Annotated in this window: 18 protein-coding genes; 6 read left to right on the top strand and 12 right to left on the bottom strand. The window is 61.7% G+C overall.

Annotated elements, in window-relative coordinates:
• Positions 1–12: 12 nt before the first annotated feature.
• On the bottom strand, positions 13–408 hold the full coding sequence (locus BS300_RS12965) for a thioesterase family protein (RefSeq protein WP_033115515.1): 396 nt from the start codon (positions 406–408) through the stop codon (positions 13–15).
• Between the two features lie 50 nt (positions 409–458).
• Positions 459–2,177 carry an HTH-type transcriptional regulator SgrR gene (gene sgrR / locus BS300_RS12960; protein WP_071913248.1) on the bottom strand — a complete coding sequence of 573 codons (1,719 nt, stop codon included), beginning with the start codon at positions 2,175–2,177 and terminating at the stop codon, positions 459–461.
• 99 nt (positions 2,178–2,276) lie between these two features.
• On the opposite strand from sgrR, the gene BS300_RS21135 reads away from it, so the two are divergent.
• From BS300_RS21135 to BS300_RS12950, 3 genes are all read left to right on the top strand, one after another.
• A complete protein-coding gene (locus BS300_RS21135; RefSeq protein ID WP_143241790.1) occupies positions 2,277–2,453 on the top strand; it encodes a hypothetical protein in 177 nt (58 codons plus the stop codon).
• A 150-nt stretch (positions 2,454–2,603) separates the two neighbouring features.
• Positions 2,604–3,872: an aminotransferase class I/II-fold pyridoxal phosphate-dependent enzyme gene (locus BS300_RS12955; protein ID WP_043849743.1), complete on the top strand. Its 1,269-nt coding sequence runs from the start codon at positions 2,604–2,606 to the stop codon at positions 3,870–3,872.
• Positions 3,873–3,980: 108 nt separating this feature from the next.
• Complete coding sequence (locus BS300_RS12950) at positions 3,981–4,607, top strand: glutathione S-transferase family protein (protein ID WP_071913246.1); 627 nt, start codon at positions 3,981–3,983, stop codon at positions 4,605–4,607.
• 66 nt (positions 4,608–4,673) lie between these two features.
• Here the strand turns inward: BS300_RS12950 and BS300_RS12945 are convergent, their stop codons facing one another.
• Positions 4,674–5,573 carry a DMT family transporter gene (locus BS300_RS12945; RefSeq protein WP_071913244.1) on the bottom strand — a complete coding sequence of 300 codons (900 nt, stop codon included), beginning with the start codon at positions 5,571–5,573 and terminating at the stop codon, positions 4,674–4,676.
• Positions 5,574–5,645: 72 nt separating this feature from the next.
• A complete protein-coding gene (locus tag BS300_RS12940; protein WP_071913436.1) occupies positions 5,646–6,086 on the bottom strand; it encodes a DUF2214 family protein in 441 nt (146 codons plus the stop codon).
• Between the two features lie 128 nt (positions 6,087–6,214).
• On the opposite strand from BS300_RS12940, the gene BS300_RS12935 reads away from it, so the two are divergent.
• Entirely contained in the window at positions 6,215–7,813 is a 1,599-nt protein-coding gene (locus BS300_RS12935) for a diguanylate cyclase (protein ID WP_239693830.1), read from the top strand.
• Between the two features lie 90 nt (positions 7,814–7,903).
• Here the strand turns inward: BS300_RS12935 and BS300_RS12930 are convergent, their stop codons facing one another.
• From BS300_RS12930 to BS300_RS12905, 6 genes are read right to left on the bottom strand one after another with little or no spacing between them, the layout of a single operon-like run.
• Positions 7,904–8,563, bottom strand: a complete 660-nt coding sequence (locus BS300_RS12930; protein ID WP_071913240.1) for an HAD family hydrolase — start codon at positions 8,561–8,563, stop codon at positions 7,904–7,906.
• Positions 8,564–8,602: 39 nt separating this feature from the next.
• Positions 8,603–9,610 (bottom strand): ABC transporter ATP-binding protein, encoded by a 1,008-nt coding sequence (locus BS300_RS12925; protein ID WP_041210065.1) that lies wholly within the window; start codon positions 9,608–9,610, stop codon positions 8,603–8,605.
• Positions 9,611–9,616: 6 nt separating this feature from the next.
• A complete protein-coding gene (locus BS300_RS12920; RefSeq protein ID WP_071913238.1) occupies positions 9,617–10,393 on the bottom strand; it encodes an ABC transporter permease subunit in 777 nt (258 codons plus the stop codon).
• Positions 10,386–11,285, bottom strand: a complete 900-nt coding sequence (locus tag BS300_RS12915; RefSeq protein WP_071913236.1) for an ABC transporter permease subunit — start codon at positions 11,283–11,285, stop codon at positions 10,386–10,388. Before BS300_RS12915 ends, BS300_RS12920 begins: the two co-directional genes overlap by 8 nt.
• Positions 11,285–12,118 (bottom strand): alkaline phosphatase family protein, encoded by an 834-nt coding sequence (locus tag BS300_RS12910; protein ID WP_071913234.1) that lies wholly within the window; start codon positions 12,116–12,118, stop codon positions 11,285–11,287. Before BS300_RS12910 ends, BS300_RS12915 begins: the two co-directional genes overlap by 1 nt.
• 10 nt (positions 12,119–12,128) lie before the next feature.
• Positions 12,129–13,175, bottom strand: coding sequence for an extracellular solute-binding protein (locus BS300_RS12905; protein WP_071913232.1), 1,047 nt, complete (start codon positions 13,173–13,175; stop codon positions 12,129–12,131).
• A 212-nt stretch (positions 13,176–13,387) separates the two neighbouring features.
• Between BS300_RS12905 and BS300_RS12900 the strand changes: the two genes are divergently transcribed.
• A complete protein-coding gene (locus BS300_RS12900; protein WP_071913230.1) occupies positions 13,388–14,200 on the top strand; it encodes a UTRA domain-containing protein in 813 nt (270 codons plus the stop codon).
• 40 nt (positions 14,201–14,240) lie between these two features.
• Here the strand turns inward: BS300_RS12900 and BS300_RS12895 are convergent, their stop codons facing one another.
• Together BS300_RS12895 and dcuC are read right to left on the bottom strand one after the other, a co-directional pair.
• Positions 14,241–15,005: a helix-turn-helix transcriptional regulator gene (locus BS300_RS12895; protein WP_041210060.1), complete on the bottom strand. Its 765-nt coding sequence runs from the start codon at positions 15,003–15,005 to the stop codon at positions 14,241–14,243.
• Between the two features lie 430 nt (positions 15,006–15,435).
• Positions 15,436–16,806, bottom strand: coding sequence for a C4-dicarboxylate transporter DcuC (dcuC, locus tag BS300_RS12890; protein ID WP_033115529.1), 1,371 nt, complete (start codon positions 16,804–16,806; stop codon positions 15,436–15,438).
• Between the two features lie 197 nt (positions 16,807–17,003).
• On the opposite strand from dcuC, the gene BS300_RS21130 reads away from it, so the two are divergent.
• Positions 17,004–17,357, top strand: a complete 354-nt coding sequence (locus BS300_RS21130) for a hypothetical protein (protein ID WP_143241787.1) — start codon at positions 17,004–17,006, stop codon at positions 17,355–17,357.
• Positions 17,358–17,520: the final 163 nt, after the last annotated feature.

The following is a 17,520-nucleotide window of genomic DNA, read 5'->3' as shown; positions in this document are numbered from 1 at the left end:
GAAAGGCCCGGGTTAACTCTCTATCAACCAGGCCCGCAGCCCCTCCCGGTGAGTCTCGCTCAGAGGGATGGATTGCCGTGCCCGATAGTCAAAATGGATCAGGGTCGTCTCGCCAGTGACGGCCAGCTCCCCCTGCTGCCAGGCTTCCTGCCAGATGGTGAAGGAGCTGCTGCCAATGCGGCGCACACCGGTCTTGATGGTGACCGGCTGGCCGTAGAACAGCTCCCGTTTGAACTGCACCGTGTAGCCCGCGATGATCAGGTGCCAGTCATGCACATCCAGCTCGGGCGAAAAGATCCTGAACAGGGGATCCCGCGCCGACTCAAACCAGACCGCCGGCACCGTATTGTTGATATGGCCGAGGGCATCTGTCTCCTGAAAGCGGGGTTGGATCTGCATTTCCAGCATGGCTGGTGACTCCTTGTCGTTGAACCGCGCTCAGGCTAACGCGCCCCGCATCAGGACTCAAGCTCCCCACCATCGCCCTGTGCCTGACCAACCAGCTCGGGTCGCAGCCAGGCGCTGCGAAAATCGAACCAGCCGAGCGCCGTCATCCGCACCCCGTGCACGCCGGTACGGCTCTCCAGCTCAAGCCAGTGGTGAAACAACGGCACAAACCAGCCCTGCTGCTGCACCCAGGCCATCAGGGCGCGCGGGCCGGGTTCGGCACCGCTGGCGCGCCACTGCGTCAACCCCTGCCACAACGGCAGCTGGCTGGCCCACACCCGGCGCAGCAGCGGAGTGCCCTGCAACCAGCCGTAGGGGGCAAAAGGCCCCTCATGTTCAAGGTTGAGGGTACCAAGCCAGAGATCCACATCCTCATCCTCGCCACTCACCCAGCGACCGTAGTCGAGGGTGCGCACTTCCAGCTCAATTCCCTGCGACCCGAGCAGATCGGCCATGGCACCGGCACACTCGTTGAACTCGATATGCTGGTTGAAGCAGGCGAGCACCAGTCGCTGTGGCAGGCTCTGTGGCCGGGGCTGCGGCGGTGGCAGCGTCTCGCGCCAGTGGGGCAGCATGCCGAGGGCGCTGGTCCAGCCCCGTTGCAGCTCGGGGGCAACCCGTGCCATCAGGGCCACCGGACTGAGCAGCTGAATGATCCAGTAGCGCAGGGCAGGATCCTGCAAGGCACGGGAGCGCTCATCCTGCAGCAGGAAGTAGCAGCCCGATTCGAGCTCCGACTCGCCGCGCATGGTGCCAAGCTCGGGGCTGTCACGCCCCAGCTGCAGGTGGCTCTCCAGCCGCTCCGCCAGCTCCGGCAGCATCCAGATGTCGATCTCGTCGAGCAGGGCGCGCAGACCGAAGTAGTCGTCAAAGGCGGCGAGGCGCAGCTGCAGCGGGTCGTTGGCGATCACCCGATAGGGGCCGGTGCCCACCGGTTGCAAGGCAAAGCCCGCCTCCCCCTTGAGCTCGCGCGGCAAAATGGCCGCCACCGGCTCGGCCAGCAGGTCAGGCAGCAGAGGATCCGGGCTGTCGAGATAGAGATCCAGAGTTCGCGGCCAGGGGCTCTCCAGCCGCGCCAGATGGGCGAACAGCGGGCGATCCCGCAGGGCCAGCAGACTCTCCATCACATCCTCCACCACCAGCTCACGCCCGTGGTGAAAGCGCACCGCCGGGCGCAGGTAGAAACGCCAGTGGCAGGGGCCAACCTGTTCCCAGTGGTGAGCCAGATCGCCCTCGATTTCCCCATTTTCCTCATTTCGCCGGCTGAGGCCGTTGAAGATCTGGCGGCTGAGATGCACCTCCGAGCGGCGCATCGGGCCGGTAGGCAGCAGCTGCGGCAGCGGCCGGTAGTAGGGCACCCGCAGGATCTGGCGCCCCTCGCGGGTGGCCTGACCGAGCTGTTCGAGCAGCAGCGGGGTGAGCAGATCGAGGCGATCCTCCGCCAGCCGCACCGCCTGCGCCAGCTGGCCCTCACTGAGCAGATCCCGCAAGCGGCGCCGGGTCAGGCTCTCCTGACTGTCGAGCAGGGTGAGCCGGGAGCGCCGCCCTCGCCCCGCTTCCGCCGTCCAGTTGAGCCAGCCCTGATCCTGCATCCGTCGCAGCAGCAGACGAGCGTTGCGCGGGGTGCAGCAGAGCTGCTCCGCCACCTCGGCGAGACTGATCTCCCGCTCATCGCAGCCAAGCTGCTGGGCGAGCCGTTGAAATTGCTGGTAGAGGCGACCGGTCGGCATAAAAGAGGAAATCCTTCATTCAAAAGCCATCAGTTTTTACTTCCTCATTTTAACTCAATACTGACGATGACGCTGAGCAACAACATAAGGAGCCTCACCATGAACCATCACATCGAACCCAAACCGAACCGGATCCAGCAGGTCCTGCGCCGTTACTTCAAGCGGATCCTGCCGCGCCCGCTGCCACTTATCGAAGATCCCATGCAGCAGCTCAACCGCCTGATGCAGTGGGATATGAACCAGATCGACGACAAGGAGTATCGCCGCCGTCTCTGAGTGCGAGCCGTGCCAGCCACGCGGGATGCGCATCCCCTGCGGGAGCAATTGCTTTGCCGGATCTTGCTGTTTACATCGGCCACGGGCCTGATAGATTGGACGTCTATCCATCTATAACTGCCATAAGCAACATCCAACAAGGAGTGTGTGATGAAAGATGCGACCCTGGCCCTGCACCACGGCTTTACCAACGACCCCACCACCAAAGCGGTTGCCGTCCCCATCTACCAGACGGTGGCCTATGAGTTCGAGAGCGCCCAGCACGGGGCGGATCTGTTCAATCTGGCGGTGCCGGGCAATATCTACACCCGCATCATGAACCCCACTAATGATGTGCTGGAGCAGCGGATGGCCGCGCTGGAAGGGGGGATCGCCGCACTGGTAGTCTCGGCAGGTTCTGCCGCCATCACCTATGCCATTCAGGCGCTGACCGCAGCCGGTGACAACATCGTCTCCACTCCCCAGCTCTATGGCGGCACCTACACCTTGTTCGCCCACATGCTGCCGAGTTTCGGGGTCGAGGTGCGCTTCGCCAGGGATGACAGCGCCGAAGCCATCGCCGCCCTCATCGACGACAAGACCAAGGCGGTCTACTGCGAGAGCATCGGCAACCCGGCGGGCAACATCGTCGATCTGGCCGCGCTGGCCAAGGCAGCCCATGCCCGCGGCGTGCCGCTTATCGTCGACAACACGGTCGCCACCCCGGTGCTCTGCAAGCCCATCGAACATGGCGCTGACATCGTCGTCCACAGCCTGACCAAATATGTCGGCGGCCACGGCAACTCGCTGGGTGGCGTCATCGTCGACTCGGGCAAGTTCCCCTGGGCGGATCACGCCGAGCGCTTCCCCCAGCTGACCAAACCCGAACCCTCCTACCACGGGGTGGTCTATACCGAGGCCTTTGGCCCGGCCGCCTTTATCGGACGGGTACGCACCGTGCCGCTGCGCAATACCGGCGCAGCACTGGCGCCGATGAACGCCTTCCTGCTGCTGCAGGGGTTGGAGACCCTGAGCCTGCGTATGGAGCGCCACGTCGACAACGCCCTGCGGGTCGCCAACCACCTCAAGCATCATCCCAAGGTGGCATGGGTCAGCTACGCCGGTCTGCCGGGTCACCCCCACTATCTGCTGGCAGAGAAGTACATGGCCGGTCGCCCCTCGGCGATTCTCTCGTTCGGCCTGAAGGAGGGTTATGAAGCAGGCGTGCGTTTCTACGATGCGCTCAAGATCTTCAAACGGCTGGTCAACATCGGCGATGCCAAGTCGCTGGCCTGCCACCCCGCCTCCACCACCCATCGCCAGCTGAGCGAGGAGGAGCAGGCCAAGGCAGGAGTCAAACCCGAGATGATCCGGCTGTCGGTCGGGATTGAGGCGATCGAGGACATACTGGCGGATCTGGATCAGGCGCTGGAGGCATAAGTCAGTCAACGAGAGAGAGCGGGCATCAGCCCGCTCTTTTTTTACTGCCGGTGAACCGCCCCCCTCGCCCGCTCGTATACCCCACCCTGCCACCGAATCGAGGTCGTTATGATAGTCCTGCACCACCTGAACAAATCCCGCTCCCAACGCATCATCTGGCTGCTCGAAGAGCTGGGCCAGCCCTATGAGATCAAGGCGTATCAGCGCGATGCCACCACCTTTCTGGCGCCGCCCGAGCTCAAGGCCATCCACCCTCTCGGCAAGTCGCCGGTCATCGAGTTCAATGGTCGGGTACTGGCAGAATCGGGCGCTATCACCGAGTACCTGATCGCCCGCCATGCCTCGGAACGGCTGGCACCGGCTCAAGATAGCCCGGAGTATCCCGAATACTTGCAGTGGATCCACTTCGCCGAAAGCTCGGGCATATTGCCGCTGCTGCTGGATATGTTTGTGCGAAAAGATGGCAGCCCGATGCGCTTCCTGCCGGACTATGCCAAGGCGGAGTGTGCCAAGGTGCTGGGCTACCTCAACGATGTGATGGCGAATCGCCACTATCTGGTGGGGGATCGCCTCTCCGGCGCCGACATCATGAACTCCTTCCTGGTGGATCTGCTGGCGCAAAGCGGCCAGCTGGCCCAGTTCCCGCATCTGCAGGCCTACTGGCAGCGCCTCAATACTCACCCGGCCCGCCAGAAGGCAGTAGAGCTGGAACGCGAGCTGGATCTGCGTCCCTGAACGAGCAACTACCATGCAAAACGCCCCGACAGTCGGGGCGTTTTTGTTATGCAGGCAGAGCGCGGCTTACTTGGCCAGCGGCACCTTGTCGCGGCGCGACTTCCACCACCAGCGCAACCGGATCTGGGAGATCAGCATCCCCGCCAGCATCAACGAACAGCCCGCCACCGTCTGCTCATCCAGCGTTTCGCCCAGCAGCAACACGCCCCCCACGGCGGCGAAGACGGTCTCCAGACTGAGAATGATGGCGGCATGGGCCGGATGGGCACCGCGCTGCCCCAGCACCTGCAGGGTATAGCCAACCCCCACCGAGACCAGACCGGCGTAGAGCAGCGCCTGCCAACCGGCAACCGCCCCGGCCACCGTCGGCGTCTCGATGATGAAGGCGGTCACGAGACTGAGCAGACCGCACACCACAAACTGCACGCAAGCCAGCTTGATGGGGGCTACCCGGTTGGAGTAGTGATCCAGCAGCAGCAGATGGATCGCCCAGAACAGGGCGCCGATCACCTGCAACAGATCGCCAAAGCCGATGGAGAAGTCATCGGTCACGCTCAGTACATAAAGACCGGCCAGCGCAATAAGCGCGCCAATCCAGGTGTTGGTGCCGGTCTTGTGGTGCAGCAGCAGTCCCAGCACGGGCACCAGTATGATGTAGAGCCCGGTGATAAAACCGGCCTTGGCGGCTGTGGTGTAGAGCAGCCCAACCTGTTGCAGGGAGGCGGCACAGAACAGCACCAGTCCGGCCAGCACACCACCGGTCAGCAGCTGGCGATGATCGCCCGTGACGGCAACAGGTTGTCGGGGTTTGAGCCACCAGAGCAGCGGCAGCAGAGAGAAGGCGCCGAGCAGAAAGCGCAGGCCATTGAAGGTGTATGGCCCCATATGATCCATCCCGAGACGCTGGGCGACAAAGCCCATGCCCCAGATGGTGGCAGCCATCAGCAACATCAGATTGGAACGCATGATGATTCATCCTTAAATCAGCGTTTTGCAGGTTATCTGATCCAAGATACCCGTCTCCCCACCCTCTTGTCTTTATGGCAGTGGATGTTTTACCAGCAGGGCGAAGATCAGCACCAGCAACATGTTGCCACGCAGGATCCAGATCACCCGGAATTGCTGCTGGATGGAGATCATTGGCGCGCGCCCCAACCGCAGGGAGCGGCGCCAGCGGTAGAAGAGGCGGCTGGGGTAATCGAGCGATCCCACGATCACCAGAAAGAGCAGGGTCTGCATGCCGTGAGCCGGGTGGGCAAAGAGAGCCGCCAGCGAGCCGGCATGTTCGAGCGCCAGCAGACAACCAGTGGCAAAGATGCCGAACAGGGCCAGTGCCGAGACCCCGTCCACCACCAGCAGACGGCGCACCCGCACCATGTTGAGCCCGCGGCGAAAAATGAGGTATTCGATGCACAGGGCGAGCAGCAGCAGAATAATACTGCCGTTATGGAGATGGCAGAGCAGAGAATGATTGAGCATCAGCAAATTCTCACTTTCTGCCTTTAGACGAGCAGAGCGGCATCATATATGCTGGTCTCACACGAGTTAAAAAGGACTTTTTCATGCCCCGCGGTACGTCCAGGAATACGTGGTCATTAATCTCCCGCATGCGGTTGGGCCTCCTCCTGCTCTTTATCCCTGTTTTGCTGCTGGGCAGCATCTACTACCTGCATATGGAGCGCACCCTGCGCAACGAGCAGGAACAAAACCTGGTAGCCCGCAATACCCAATATCTGCACACCCTGCTAGAACCCTATCTGGAGACGCTCAAACGCCAGTTTACGCTGATTTACCAGCAGGTAAATTATCAGGACTTCATTGAGCCGACCATTCGCAACGGCGAGCACTATCTGCAGTCGTGGCGGGCCTATCACAAGGTGATGGAGCTCGACTATGTCTATGTCGGCACCGAACATCGCAAGATGCTGATCCATCCGGCATGGCAGGCTGACGAAAGGTTCGATCCCCGGGTTCGCCCCTGGTACAAGCTGGCGGCCAGCCACCCCGGCCAGATTGTCTTTACCGACCCCTACTACGACTACACCCTCGGCACCCTCACCATGGCGCTGGCACGGGTCATCCTGACCCCGGACGGCAAACGGGTCGGTGTGCTCTCCCTCGATACCCAGCTCACTCCGCTCGCCAGCTGGCTCAACAACAAACGCGGTGTGGATTATCACGACGGGCGGGGTTATCAGATGCTGATCAACCACGAGGGGCTGGTACTGGCGCACCCGGATCGAGCCCGCGTCTTCAAGCCGCTGGCCGACCCCACATGGCTGACACGGATGAAGGGCGATCAGGGCTTCTTCCTCGATGAGGCGAGCGGCCAGATGGTCGCCTACAACCGCATTCCCGAGCAGCGCTGGGTCCTGCTCAGCGTCGAGCCTACCGCCAGCATGGAACGGGTGATCGACAGCGTCTCCGTCAACGTGCAGCTGATGATCGGCGTTGCCTGCGTACTCTATCTGCTGCTCGCCATGCTCTGGTCACGCTACTTCCGCCGCATGCTGGGCGAGATCACCCTGCTGATCCGGGCCAGCCGCTCCGGCGGTATCGCCTACAACGGCCGCCGCATGCTGGAGCTGGCCAAGGTCTACGAAGAGATGGATGCCGCCAGCCAGGACTTCGCCCAGATCCGGCTGCAAGCCAATCAGGACAAGCTCACCGGCCTCTACAACCGCCGCTTCTTCGACGAATGTCTGCAACAGCAGATCAAGCAGGGCCACCCCTTCGGGCTGGTGATGTTCGATCTCGACAACTTCAAACGGGTCAACGACACCTTCGGCCACCAGACCGGTGACGTGGTGCTCAAGCGGGTGGGCAAACTCGGCATGCGGCTGTTCCACGACTGGGGCTGGTTCTGCCGCTATGGTGGCGAGGAGCTGGTGCTCATCTTCCGCTACGGCGAGGATCAACCCATGCTCCCCTCCCTGCTGGAGACCTTCCGGATCGGGGTGGAGCAGCTGGAGTGGCGCGAGGTGGATCTCACCATCACCATCAGCGGCGGCGTCGCCTTCAGCAAACCCGGTATGTCTGGCAAAGATCTGATTGAGCTCGCAGACAACGCCGTTTATCGCGCCAAGCGGGAGGGGAAAAACCGCATCTGCTTCCCGCAAAACGGCGAACAGACAGCACTGCCGGATGAACCGCGTCCCGCGGACAAAGCGTCTGATGAGGAGCCGCTACGCGCCAACGAGGCATGACAGCCAACAGCTGCGCTCAGATAACAAGAGAGAGGCCTTCCGGCCTCTCTCTTTTTTCATCACCACTTTTTCATCCCCACCAACCGGTACTCAAAGCTGGCGCTGCCACTCCAGCACGGGCCAGCCCAGCTCCTCGGCCTGCTGGCGCAGTGCGGGGGCCGGATTGACCGCATGGGGATGGCTCACCGCCCGCAGCATGGGCAGATCGTTATGGGAGTCGCTGTAACCAAAGCTCCCCTGCCAGAGCTGTTCTCGCCCGGCAAAGAGCTGGTTGATGCGGGCCACCTTGCCGTCGCGAAAACTGAGGGTGCCGCGGGTCTGGCCGGTCAGCATGCCGGACTCTTCATCGAGCAGGATGGCCACACAGTGATCCATCCCCAGCATCCGCGCCATGGGGGCCACCAGATGTTCGCCGGAGGCGGAGATGAGCACCAGCTCGTCGCCACGCTGGCGGTGCCACTCGATACGTGCCAGCCCCTCGGGGTAGATGCGCTCGCGCAGCACCTGCTCGGCAAAGCGGCTACAGAGCGAGTCGAGCCACTGGCGCGTCTTGCCCGCCAGCGGTTGCAGGGTGAAGGCCATGTACTGGTGCATGTCCATCTTGCCCTGATGGTAGAGGGACATCATGGCCTGCTCTTCCGCGATCATGCTGGCGGGCGCCAGCTCCTCGGCCACCATGTACTCCAGCCAGAGGCTGGCGGAATCCCCGGCAATCAGGGTCTCGTCCAGATCAAACAGTGCCAGTGCCATGGGCGCTCCTCGCAGTAAAAATGGAAATGAAATGCAGCCTCATGCTACCTCACAGAGTTGATCCCGGGCCACTACCAGGGTCACGGCGCGCCCCACCGGCAGCAGCTCGCGGGCCGATCGGTTGAGGCAATCTACCGTCAGCACGCCTGCCTCGCAGGTCACCTGATAGCGGATGACGTTGCCGAGCAGTTGCTGCCCGCTGATCACCCCCGGCAGGTTCGGTTCGTCGCTGTGAGCGCCAGCCGGCAGCAGGGAGAGGGACTCGGGTCGCAGCGCCAGCTTGCCCTGAAAACGGGGGCCAAACAGCGACTTGCCCTGCTCGGCGCCAAGCAGGTTGTAGTTGCCGATAAAGCTCGCTACAAACTCGCTGGCGGGACGGGTATAGATCTCCTCCGGCGTACCGCTCTGGACGATGGATCCCTTGTTCATCAGGAAGATCCTGTCCGACATGGTCAACGCCTCCTCCTGATCGTGGGTCACGAAGATGGTAGTGAGCTCGAGGCGCTGCTGGATCTCGCGGATCTGCTGGCGCAGGCTGCGGCGGATGCGGGCATCCAGCGCCGAGAGCGGCTCATCCAGCAGCAGGATCCGCGGCTGCACCACCAACGCCCGGGCCAGTGCCACCCGCTGGCGCTGGCCGCCGGAGAGTTCGGCCGGATAGCGGCGCTCGAAGCCGGTCAGCTCCACCAGCTCAAGCGCCTCCTGCACGCTGGCGGCGAGATCCCGTCCCGGCTGGGGCTTCATCTTGAGGCCGAAGGCAACGTTGTCCCACACCGTCATGTTGGGGAAGAGCGCATAGCTCTGGAACACCATGCCGATGCCGCGCTTCTGGGGTTCCTGCCAGGTGATATCTTCACCGGCCACCCGCACCTGACCGCCATCCACCGGGGTGAGCCCGGCCAGCGCCCGCAGCAGGGTCGATTTGCCGCAGCCGGAGGGGCCGAGCAGGGTCACCAGCTCCCCCTTGCGGATGCCGAATTCAATCCCCTCGAACACCTTGGTGTCGCCATAGGATTTGTGCAGTTGATTCACTTCTAGATGGAACATGTTGATTCACCGATGAAATCTGTTGGCCGCCCAGGTGAGCAGCAGGGTCAGCAGGAAGTAGCTCATCACCAGCGCACTGGTGAAGTGGCCCGAGGTGGCGCGCATGTTGTAGAGGTAGACCTGCAGGGTCTCGTAACGGGTGCCTACCAGCATGTTGGCGAACACGAACTCGCCGAGCAGGAAGGAGAGCGAGAGAAACAGCGCCGCCAGCAATCCCTTGCGCAGGCAGGGGATCACCACCAGCAGGAAGGCGTGCCGACTGCTTGCCCCCAGCAGGTGGGCGGCATCCATCAAATCTTTCAGCGGCACTCCTTGCAGGCTGTTGGCCAGCGCCCGGTACATGAAGGGGAGCACCACGGTGAACCAGGTGCCGATCAGGATCCACGGCGTGCCGATAATGGGCAGAACGCCGTCAGCGTAGATCTGCAGCAGCCCGACTGAGGAGACCACCGGCGGCACCGCAAAGGGGAGCAAGATCAACAGGTTCATCCAGGGATCCAGCTTGGGGAAGTAGTAGGCCACCACCAGCACGGTGGGTATCAACACCAGGGTGCCCAGCAGCAGGGTGGCGAAGCAGACCAGGAGGCTGCGGCCAAACGCCGCCAGAAAGCGCGGGTCGCCCCACAGCTTGAGATACCAGTCGAGGGTGAAGCCGTCCGGCAGCAGGGTCGCCCCCCAGCGGGTGGAGATGGAGTAGAGAAACGTAGCCAGCAGCGGCAGCAGCAGGGTGGCGACCAGCCCACCCAGCACCCACTTTGGCCAGCGCGGCGTCAAATCATGCATGGGATTGCCCCTTGTTCACATAGCTCTTTTTCAGCAGCCACTGGTTGGCGGCCGTCACTACCCCCAGCAGCACCATCAGGATCACCGCCAGCGCAGCCGCCATATTGGGCTCGAGGAAGATATCGCCGGAGACCAGACTGGCCACCCGGATGGTCACCAGATTGAAGTTACCGGTGGTGAGGGCGTAGGCGGAGGCATAGGCCCCCACCGCGTTGGCAAACAGGATGATCAGGGTGCCAAGTAGCGCAGGCGTCAGCACCGGCAGCGCCACGTGCCACACATACTGCCCCTTGCTCGCGCCGAGCAGCGCGGCCGCTTGCGGCCACTCATCCTGCAGCGCATCGAAGGCCGGATAGAGCAGCAGCAGGGCCAGCGGGATCTGGAAGTAGGTGTAGATGAGGATAAGGCCGCTGCCCGAGTAGAGGTTGAAGCCGTCTATCAATCCCCATGATTTCAGCAGTAGGGTCACTGCACCATTGATGCCGAGAATGATGATAAAGGCGAATGCCAGCGGCACCCCGCTGAAGTTGCCGGTCATGGTGATAAAGGCCAGCAGCACCCGCTTGACCCGCTCACCGCTGTGACGCAGCGCTGCCGCCCCGAGGGTGCCGATGGCAAGCCCCGCCAGACTGGCGATACCGGCGATGCGCAGCGAGTTGCCGAACGATTGCAGGTAGAAGGGGGAGCTCAAAATCTCCCGATAGTAGTCGAGGCCCCAGCCATCGGGGGTCTGGAAACTGCCCACCAACACCCACACCATGGGGGCGAGCTGGAACAGGATCATCAAGAGGACAAAGGGCAGCAGCACCAGCGCGGGCAGCCAGTGGCGGCGCACCTTCTGCTTGGTTGCCACGGGTTGATCCACGAGGATCTCGGTGGTTGCAGGCATCATCAGTGCACCTCACGCATAAAGGCGGCCTTGAGCAGCGGTGGCGCTGCCGGCTTGTCGTGGGAAATGCCCAGCAGATCCGCCATCAGGGCACAGAGCTGGGTCTGGGCAATCGCCACCCCATCCGGCCAGCGCTCGACGAAGGCATCGCCAAACAGCCAGAGCGGCACGGTGCGCTCTTCAGGCAGAGTACCGCCGTGGCTCAGGTCGTTGTTCATACCGTGATCCGAGGTGACTACCACCTGATACCCCTCCGCCAGCCACTGGGGCAGCAGGTCGGCCAGCAGGCTGTCCATGCGGCGCGCCTGATTGCGGTACTGGCGGGAGTCGAAGCCAAACTTGTGGCCCGCATCGTCCACCCCCATCGGGTGGATCAGCAGAAAATCGGGATCGTACTGGCTGCGCAGCCACTCGCCATCCATCAGCAGATGGCTGTCGGGGTAGTTGTCATCCCAGTAGAAGCAGCCGTGCTGGATCGGCAGTTGCTCATCGTGGGTAAAGCGATCGCGGGCCGCCAGCCAGGGGCTCTTGTTGTAAAGCTCGCTCACCCAGTAGTAGGCCGCCGCTGCGGTGCGTTTACCCGCGGCGCGGGCCAGATGGAAGATGGAGTCATGCAGACTGAGACGACTCACCCCGTTGTGGGTGATGCCGCTCGCTACCGGCGGAACGCCGGTCAGGATGCACTCGTAGAGAGGCCGGGAGAGGGATGGCAGGGCGCAGCTGAGGGTCGTATAGAGGCCACGCTCCGCCTCCACCATGCCTGCGAGGTAGCCCATCCCATGGGCTACCCCTGCAGAGAGGCCATCCACAAGTACCACTATCACCTTGTGTTGCACTGGCCGCTCCTTACTGCATGTAGATCATAACGTTCTCTTGCCACTGACGCGGCAGGGCCTTGGAGCTCTGCTCCCAGGCTGCGTGATCCTGCACCGGCTTGGCATTGGCGTACTGCTCGGCCGGCAGCAGCTTGGCCTTCACGTCCTCCGGCAGCGCAACGTTGCTGCGAATGGGACGGGCATAGCCGCGGGCCAGGTTGATCTGACCGGCATCGGAGAGGATGTATTCCCGCGCCAGCTTGGCAGCGTTGGGGTTCTTGGCCCACTTGTTGATGATGGTGGTGTAACCGGCGATGACGGAGCCGTCGCTCGGGATCACCACTTCAAACTTCTTGGGGTCGATCTGGTCGCGGTAGTTAAGGGCGTTGAAGTCCCACAGCACACCCACTTCCACCTCACCCTTCTCGATGTTGGCGATGGTCGGGTCATTCAGCGACAGGCGACCCTGCTGGGCCAGCTTGCCGAACAACTCCAGCGCGGGCTTGAGATTCTTCTCGCTGCCACCGGTGGCATAGGCTGCCGCCAGCACGCCGTTGTTGGCCTGCGAGGCAACACCCACATCACCCAGGGTCACCTTGTAGTTGCCGCCCAGCAGGGATTGCCAGCTGGTGGGGGCAGCCTTGACCAGATCCTTGTTGATCAGGAAGGCGATGGTGCCGGTATAGGCCAGCATCCAGTGACCGTCCGCATCCTTGGCCCAGTTGGGAATGTCGGCCCAGGTGGAGGGCTTGTAGGGTTGGGTGACCCCCTGCTTGACCGCAACCGGGCCGAAGGCGCCGCCCACGTCGCCGATGTCGGCGGTGGCGTTAGCCTTCTCGGCGGCGAACTTGGCGATCTCCTGCGCCGAGCTCATGTCGGTATCCTGATGCTTGATGCCGTAGATGTTGCCCAGCTGCTGCCAGGTATCCTTCCAGTTGGCCCAGCTGTCGGGCATGCCGATACTGCTGAGCTGCCCTTCGCCGCGAGCGGCCTTCTCAAGATCTGCGATATTTTCGGCAGCAAACAGCGGTTGGCTGATGGCTACCAGAGCCAGTGCACTTGCGATCACGCTTTTCATCATCCCATCCCTCTGGACTAGGTCAGTTAAGGTTCGAGAGGGATGCTAGAGGGGAAATATGACGGTCGCGGGGCGCTTTGATGGCAGTTTGATGACAATTGCCCTGTCATGGCGCTGTCATCAGCAGCGGTTACAACTCTGAACCCAAGTGAAGCTGGACTACTCCAGCAAGGGCTGAACCAACAAGGGCCAGGCCAGCCCGCACAGCCAGAATGAGCGACAGGGACATGAGCGTGATTGAACCGAGATTGAGCGAACGGGTCGCGGCTGAGGGCCGCGCCTCCAAGTGTGAACAGATTTGCCAGACCCTGCGCCGCTATATCGGCAGCGGCCAGCTGGCGGCGGGGCAGCAGCTGCCCGCCGAGCGGGCCCTGAGCGAGCGTTTCGCCACCACCCGCATCACCATCAAGGAGGCGCTCTCCAGCCTCGAGGCGGATGGCCTTATCTATCGGGCCGAGCGGCGTGGCTGGTTCGTGGCGCCGCCTCGCCTCACCTACGATCCCGCCATCCACACCCACTTTCACCAGTGGATCGGCGAGCAGCAGCGCACCGCCGAAACCCGGGTGCTGGCCCACGGTAGCGAGCTCGCCAGCAGCGAGCTGTGCCGCTGGATGGGGCTGGATCCTTTTACGCCGCTGTATGAAATTCGCCGCCTGCGCCTGATCGACGGCCGCCCGGTGCTCCACGTCAGCCACCACCTGCTGGCGAGCCGCTTTCCCGATATCGCCAGCGCACCGCTGGCCAGCTCCCTCACCGAGCTCTATCAGCAGCGCTATGGCATAGGCCAGGGCGGGGCGAGTCTCGAGATCACCCCCTCGGCGGCGCGCGGCGCCATCGCCCGCGCCCTCAATCTGGCGGAGGGGAGTGCGGTGCTGCGGCTGGTGCGGGTCAACTATGACGAGCGGGGAGCTCTGGTGGACTGCGATATCGAACACTGGCGGCCGGATGCGATCCGTATCTGCCTCGATACCCGGGCGTTGCAACCGACCACAAGCAGATCGCAGACCGTTCAATTCACGGAATAACCAGACACCAACAGAGCGGATCCCGCAGGATCCGCCGGGATCAGTTGTCGATATTGGGGATCATGTCGTCAAAGCTCTGGTAGCCGCAGTCGGCCAGTTGCAGCGACATGGTGTAGGTCTTGCGGTGCTCCTGCTGGCCGATGGCGGGGCGGTTGAGCTTGAGCTCCTGATGCCAGTACTCCTTCATCCGCTCGATCAGCCCCATCGCCTCGCTCTCGTTGAGGTGGAGCTGGCAGAGCGCCAGATAGTTGTTCGACTTGTGCATGTTCTCCACCAGATACTCCCCCAGCATCGACATCGCTTGGCGCGCCTGCTGGCGGGCGAAGCGGCTGTGCTGCTCGAAGCTGATCCGCTCGCTGATGAGGAAGTGGTAGCTGTTGTCGATGCCAAGCTGCAGGATGCCGAGCTTCTCCAGCTTGCGCAGATAGAGGTAGCAGGAGGCATCGGTCAGGCCGTACTCCCGCTTGAGATCGATCAACGTCTTGTCGCGCCAGAAGATATTGGCCAGAAAGGCATAGAGGCCCGGCTCGTTGTGAAACGCCTCGTCCTGTTCCTGAGTGAAAACGGCGCGCCGGCTCTGGGCATCCTGAGTGCGCTCCAGCAGCTCCTCGAACGAGAGCCCCACCAGATGGCAGATCTCCAGCAGGGTATCGAACGGCAGGGAGGGCTTGTTCATCATCCGCTTGATGGTGGCAATAGAGACCCCCATCGCCTCCGCCAGCGTCTGATAGCGGATCCCCTTGTCGGTCAGGGTCTTCTTCAGGGTATCGAGGATCTGGGTGGCCAGGGTCTGGCTGTAGCTCACGGGACTCATCCTTGTTGTTGCATCGTGACTGCATGGTTATGCCGCAGCGGGGTCGCCTCTATTTTTACCGCCAAGGCTCAGATATTGACACCAAAAAGATGGTGGTCGCTCGTAAACGGCTGAAATGGCGCCGAGGCCTGACCAGTTCCGGCCAGCGGTCGCAAAATATGATACTCGCCAGCGCATATCCTTGAACCGGAAAACATTTTGCTAGTGCTGCATAGCTCATCACGCATACTTTTGTCGTATCGAATTCAAGACCCTTCCTGGTTTAGAAATCGATTGTTTGCTTCCAAATTTGTATTTTTTAAACCGCAAGGTTTTTCCTTTTTCCTGATCTTGAGCGGCGCTTGCAAAAGCACCGCTCTACTCTTTTTTGCGCCATGAAAAACGCCTGCCACAGGGCAGGCGTCAGCAGATGGCAACCCAATCAGATATAGCGAATGGCCGTCAGCGCCATCACCACCGCCATGCTCGCCATCATGGGCACGAAGGTGCGCTTCACCACATCCACCGGGCTCAGGTTGGCGATGCCGGAGACAGTGATGATCACCCCCGCCACCGGCGAGATGGTGCGGCCAATGCCGGCCGCGAACAGGATCGGCACCAGCAGCAACAGCGGGTTGATATCGAACTGGCTGGAGACCAGCGGCACGATGGGAATAAACGCCATCACGGGGGCGTTGCCCGAGCCGGTGATAAAGGCGGTCAGCAGGATAAAGAGCGAGAAGACCAGCGACAGCCCGAGCGGGTTGAGCTCGAACGACTTGGCCAGATCGATCAGCTGGGTGATGGCGCCGATATTGGTGAGACCGGCGGAGAAGAACTCGGCCGCCAGCATCAGGGTCAGCACGCTGCCGAAGATCATCCCGGTGCCGGTCAGCCAGGCCTCGAAGTTGGCGAACGCCTTGTTGAGAGAGCGGTAGCGCAGCGCCTCGATGATGATGCAGAGGGTCATGGTCGACATCATGGCCACCGGAATGGTCATCTTGATGGCGCTGACAAACAGCTCGGAGAAGCCGAACAGAAAGACGAACGGGATCACCGGCAGCAGGGCGTAGTAGCCCGGGGTGTTCTCGTGTTTTGCCTCCAGCTCGTGCAGATACTTGCCCCGCTCGGCGGCGGTATCATGGCCATCCTTGCGGTCGCAGTAGCGCTGCCACGCGATATTGACGAAGGGGATGATCACCAGCAGCGCGATCTGGAACAGCAGCTGATGGTTCACCACGAACGGCATCACCTCGATATTGATCGCCTTGGCGCCGATCACCGCATTGATCTGGCCGGGGCCAAACTCCCACGCGGTGGGGATGACGATGGTCGCCACCGCCGTCTTGGCGCTGATCCCGGCATTGCGCAGCAGCGGATAGAGGGTGCCCATCAGCAGCAGGGAGAGCGAAGTTGCCCCGGTGATAAAGACATAGAGAATGGAGACCAGCAGCAGGATGATCGCCAGCAATACATAGGGGTTCTTCAGCGCCATGATGGGGCGGGAAGTGGCCTTCACCAGCGCCGCCGAGGCGCCGATCTGGTTGAGGTAGGTGGCCACCCCGGCGATCGCCACCAGGGTCAGACCGGTGGAAGCGAGGCGGGAGTTGGTCACCATGGCGAACTTCTCCCACAGATCGAAGAACCAGAAGCCCTGACTGTTCTCGGCGGGCAGGATCGGGTTGATCCCCGCCCACTGGGCATACGCCAGCAGCACCAGACCCGCGGTCAGCAAGGTCGCCTGCGGATTGAACCGCTTGAGCATGGCGTAGGCGACCAGCCCCACCACCACCAGAATCAATATTGTCGACATATTTATTATCCTTGTTGCAGCACCCGTGACGCCCCGATTACATCTGTTTGTTATTTCTCATAATCGGGATTCGGCAGCGTATCAGCCGCACCCGGCAAATAGAATTGGTCGGTGTGACCAGCGCCGCAATAATAAAGATTTAATCAATAGCGAAACGCCCGGCAAAATATTGCCCTAACACACTCCGGATAATCAGAATGTGGAGCCCTTCAAAGTTGCCGTCAGACCGCTGTGCGCGCCCTCATAAAATAGCGATTCACCCTGCCCGCCCCCTTTTTTCGTCTCACCCATCGGCAAACGGCACCGTGGCCAACCGGCCGGTCGGGTTCGGCCCGGTCGGCCCTTGTTCCTCCCGGGGCAGCCAGAGCGCAGATGAACGACATGCAGCAAAAGCGACCATTGGCGAGCAAAAAGACAGCAACAAAGAGAGTCAAACATCGCTTTTTGCAGATAAAAAATGCAACCAGCCAAAAAATTTTGGCCACCAGCGACGAGATCCGACCGGTCAAAATAACAACAAAAAGTTGGCAATTGACCTCATTTACAACTGATTAATCATCATTCAGTTTGCAATCAGATGCCCCTTGCGGAGCTAAAAAGAAACCCAAGGGATATCAACCCCCTCCGGCCGATCGGCCAGCAAATAGCCCGGTCACGGTTATTTCGTTTATTTTGGTAATTTATAAATAAAGTGATAGCTCTAAATTAATCATT

The organism is Aeromonas sp. SCS5, assembly GCF_001887375.1.
GTDB lineage: Bacteria > Pseudomonadota > Gammaproteobacteria > Enterobacterales > Aeromonadaceae > Aeromonas > Aeromonas jandaei.
The sequence above is the reverse complement of the archived record's forward strand: the minus strand, read 5'-3'. Positions and strand labels throughout refer to the sequence as shown.

Coding starts and splice junctions, on each gene's coding strand:
- BS300_RS12965 (WP_033115515.1), bottom strand. CDS start 408: ATGCTGGAAATGCAGATCCAACCCCGCTTTCAGGAGACAGATGCCCTC.
- sgrR (WP_071913248.1), bottom strand. CDS start 2,177: ATGCCGACCGGTCGCCTCTACCAGCAATTTCAACGGCTCGCCCAGCAG.
- BS300_RS21135 (WP_143241790.1), top strand. CDS start 2,277: ATGAACCATCACATCGAACCCAAACCGAACCGGATCCAGCAGGTCCTG.
- BS300_RS12955 (WP_043849743.1), top strand. CDS start 2,604: ATGAAAGATGCGACCCTGGCCCTGCACCACGGCTTTACCAACGACCCC.
- BS300_RS12950 (WP_071913246.1), top strand. CDS start 3,981: ATGATAGTCCTGCACCACCTGAACAAATCCCGCTCCCAACGCATCATC.
- BS300_RS12945 (WP_071913244.1), bottom strand. CDS start 5,573: ATGCGTTCCAATCTGATGTTGCTGATGGCTGCCACCATCTGGGGCATG.
- BS300_RS12940 (WP_071913436.1), bottom strand. CDS start 6,086: ATGCTCAATCATTCTCTGCTCTGCCATCTCCATAACGGCAGTATTATT.
- BS300_RS12935 (WP_239693830.1), top strand. CDS start 6,215: ATGCGGTTGGGCCTCCTCCTGCTCTTTATCCCTGTTTTGCTGCTGGGC.
- BS300_RS12930 (WP_071913240.1), bottom strand. CDS start 8,563: ATGGCACTGGCACTGTTTGATCTGGACGAGACCCTGATTGCCGGGGAT.
- BS300_RS12925 (WP_041210065.1), bottom strand. CDS start 9,610: ATGTTCCATCTAGAAGTGAATCAACTGCACAAATCCTATGGCGACACC.
- BS300_RS12920 (WP_071913238.1), bottom strand. CDS start 10,393: ATGCATGATTTGACGCCGCGCTGGCCAAAGTGGGTGCTGGGTGGGCTG.
- BS300_RS12915 (WP_071913236.1), bottom strand. CDS start 11,285: ATGATGCCTGCAACCACCGAGATCCTCGTGGATCAACCCGTGGCAACC.
- BS300_RS12905 (WP_071913232.1), bottom strand. CDS start 13,175: ATGAAAAGCGTGATCGCAAGTGCACTGGCTCTGGTAGCCATCAGCCAA.
- BS300_RS12900 (WP_071913230.1), top strand. CDS start 13,388: ATGAGCGACAGGGACATGAGCGTGATTGAACCGAGATTGAGCGAACGG.
- dcuC (WP_033115529.1), bottom strand. CDS start 16,806: ATGTCGACAATATTGATTCTGGTGGTGGTGGGGCTGGTCGCCTACGCC.
- BS300_RS21130 (WP_143241787.1), top strand. CDS start 17,004: ATGTGGAGCCCTTCAAAGTTGCCGTCAGACCGCTGTGCGCGCCCTCAT.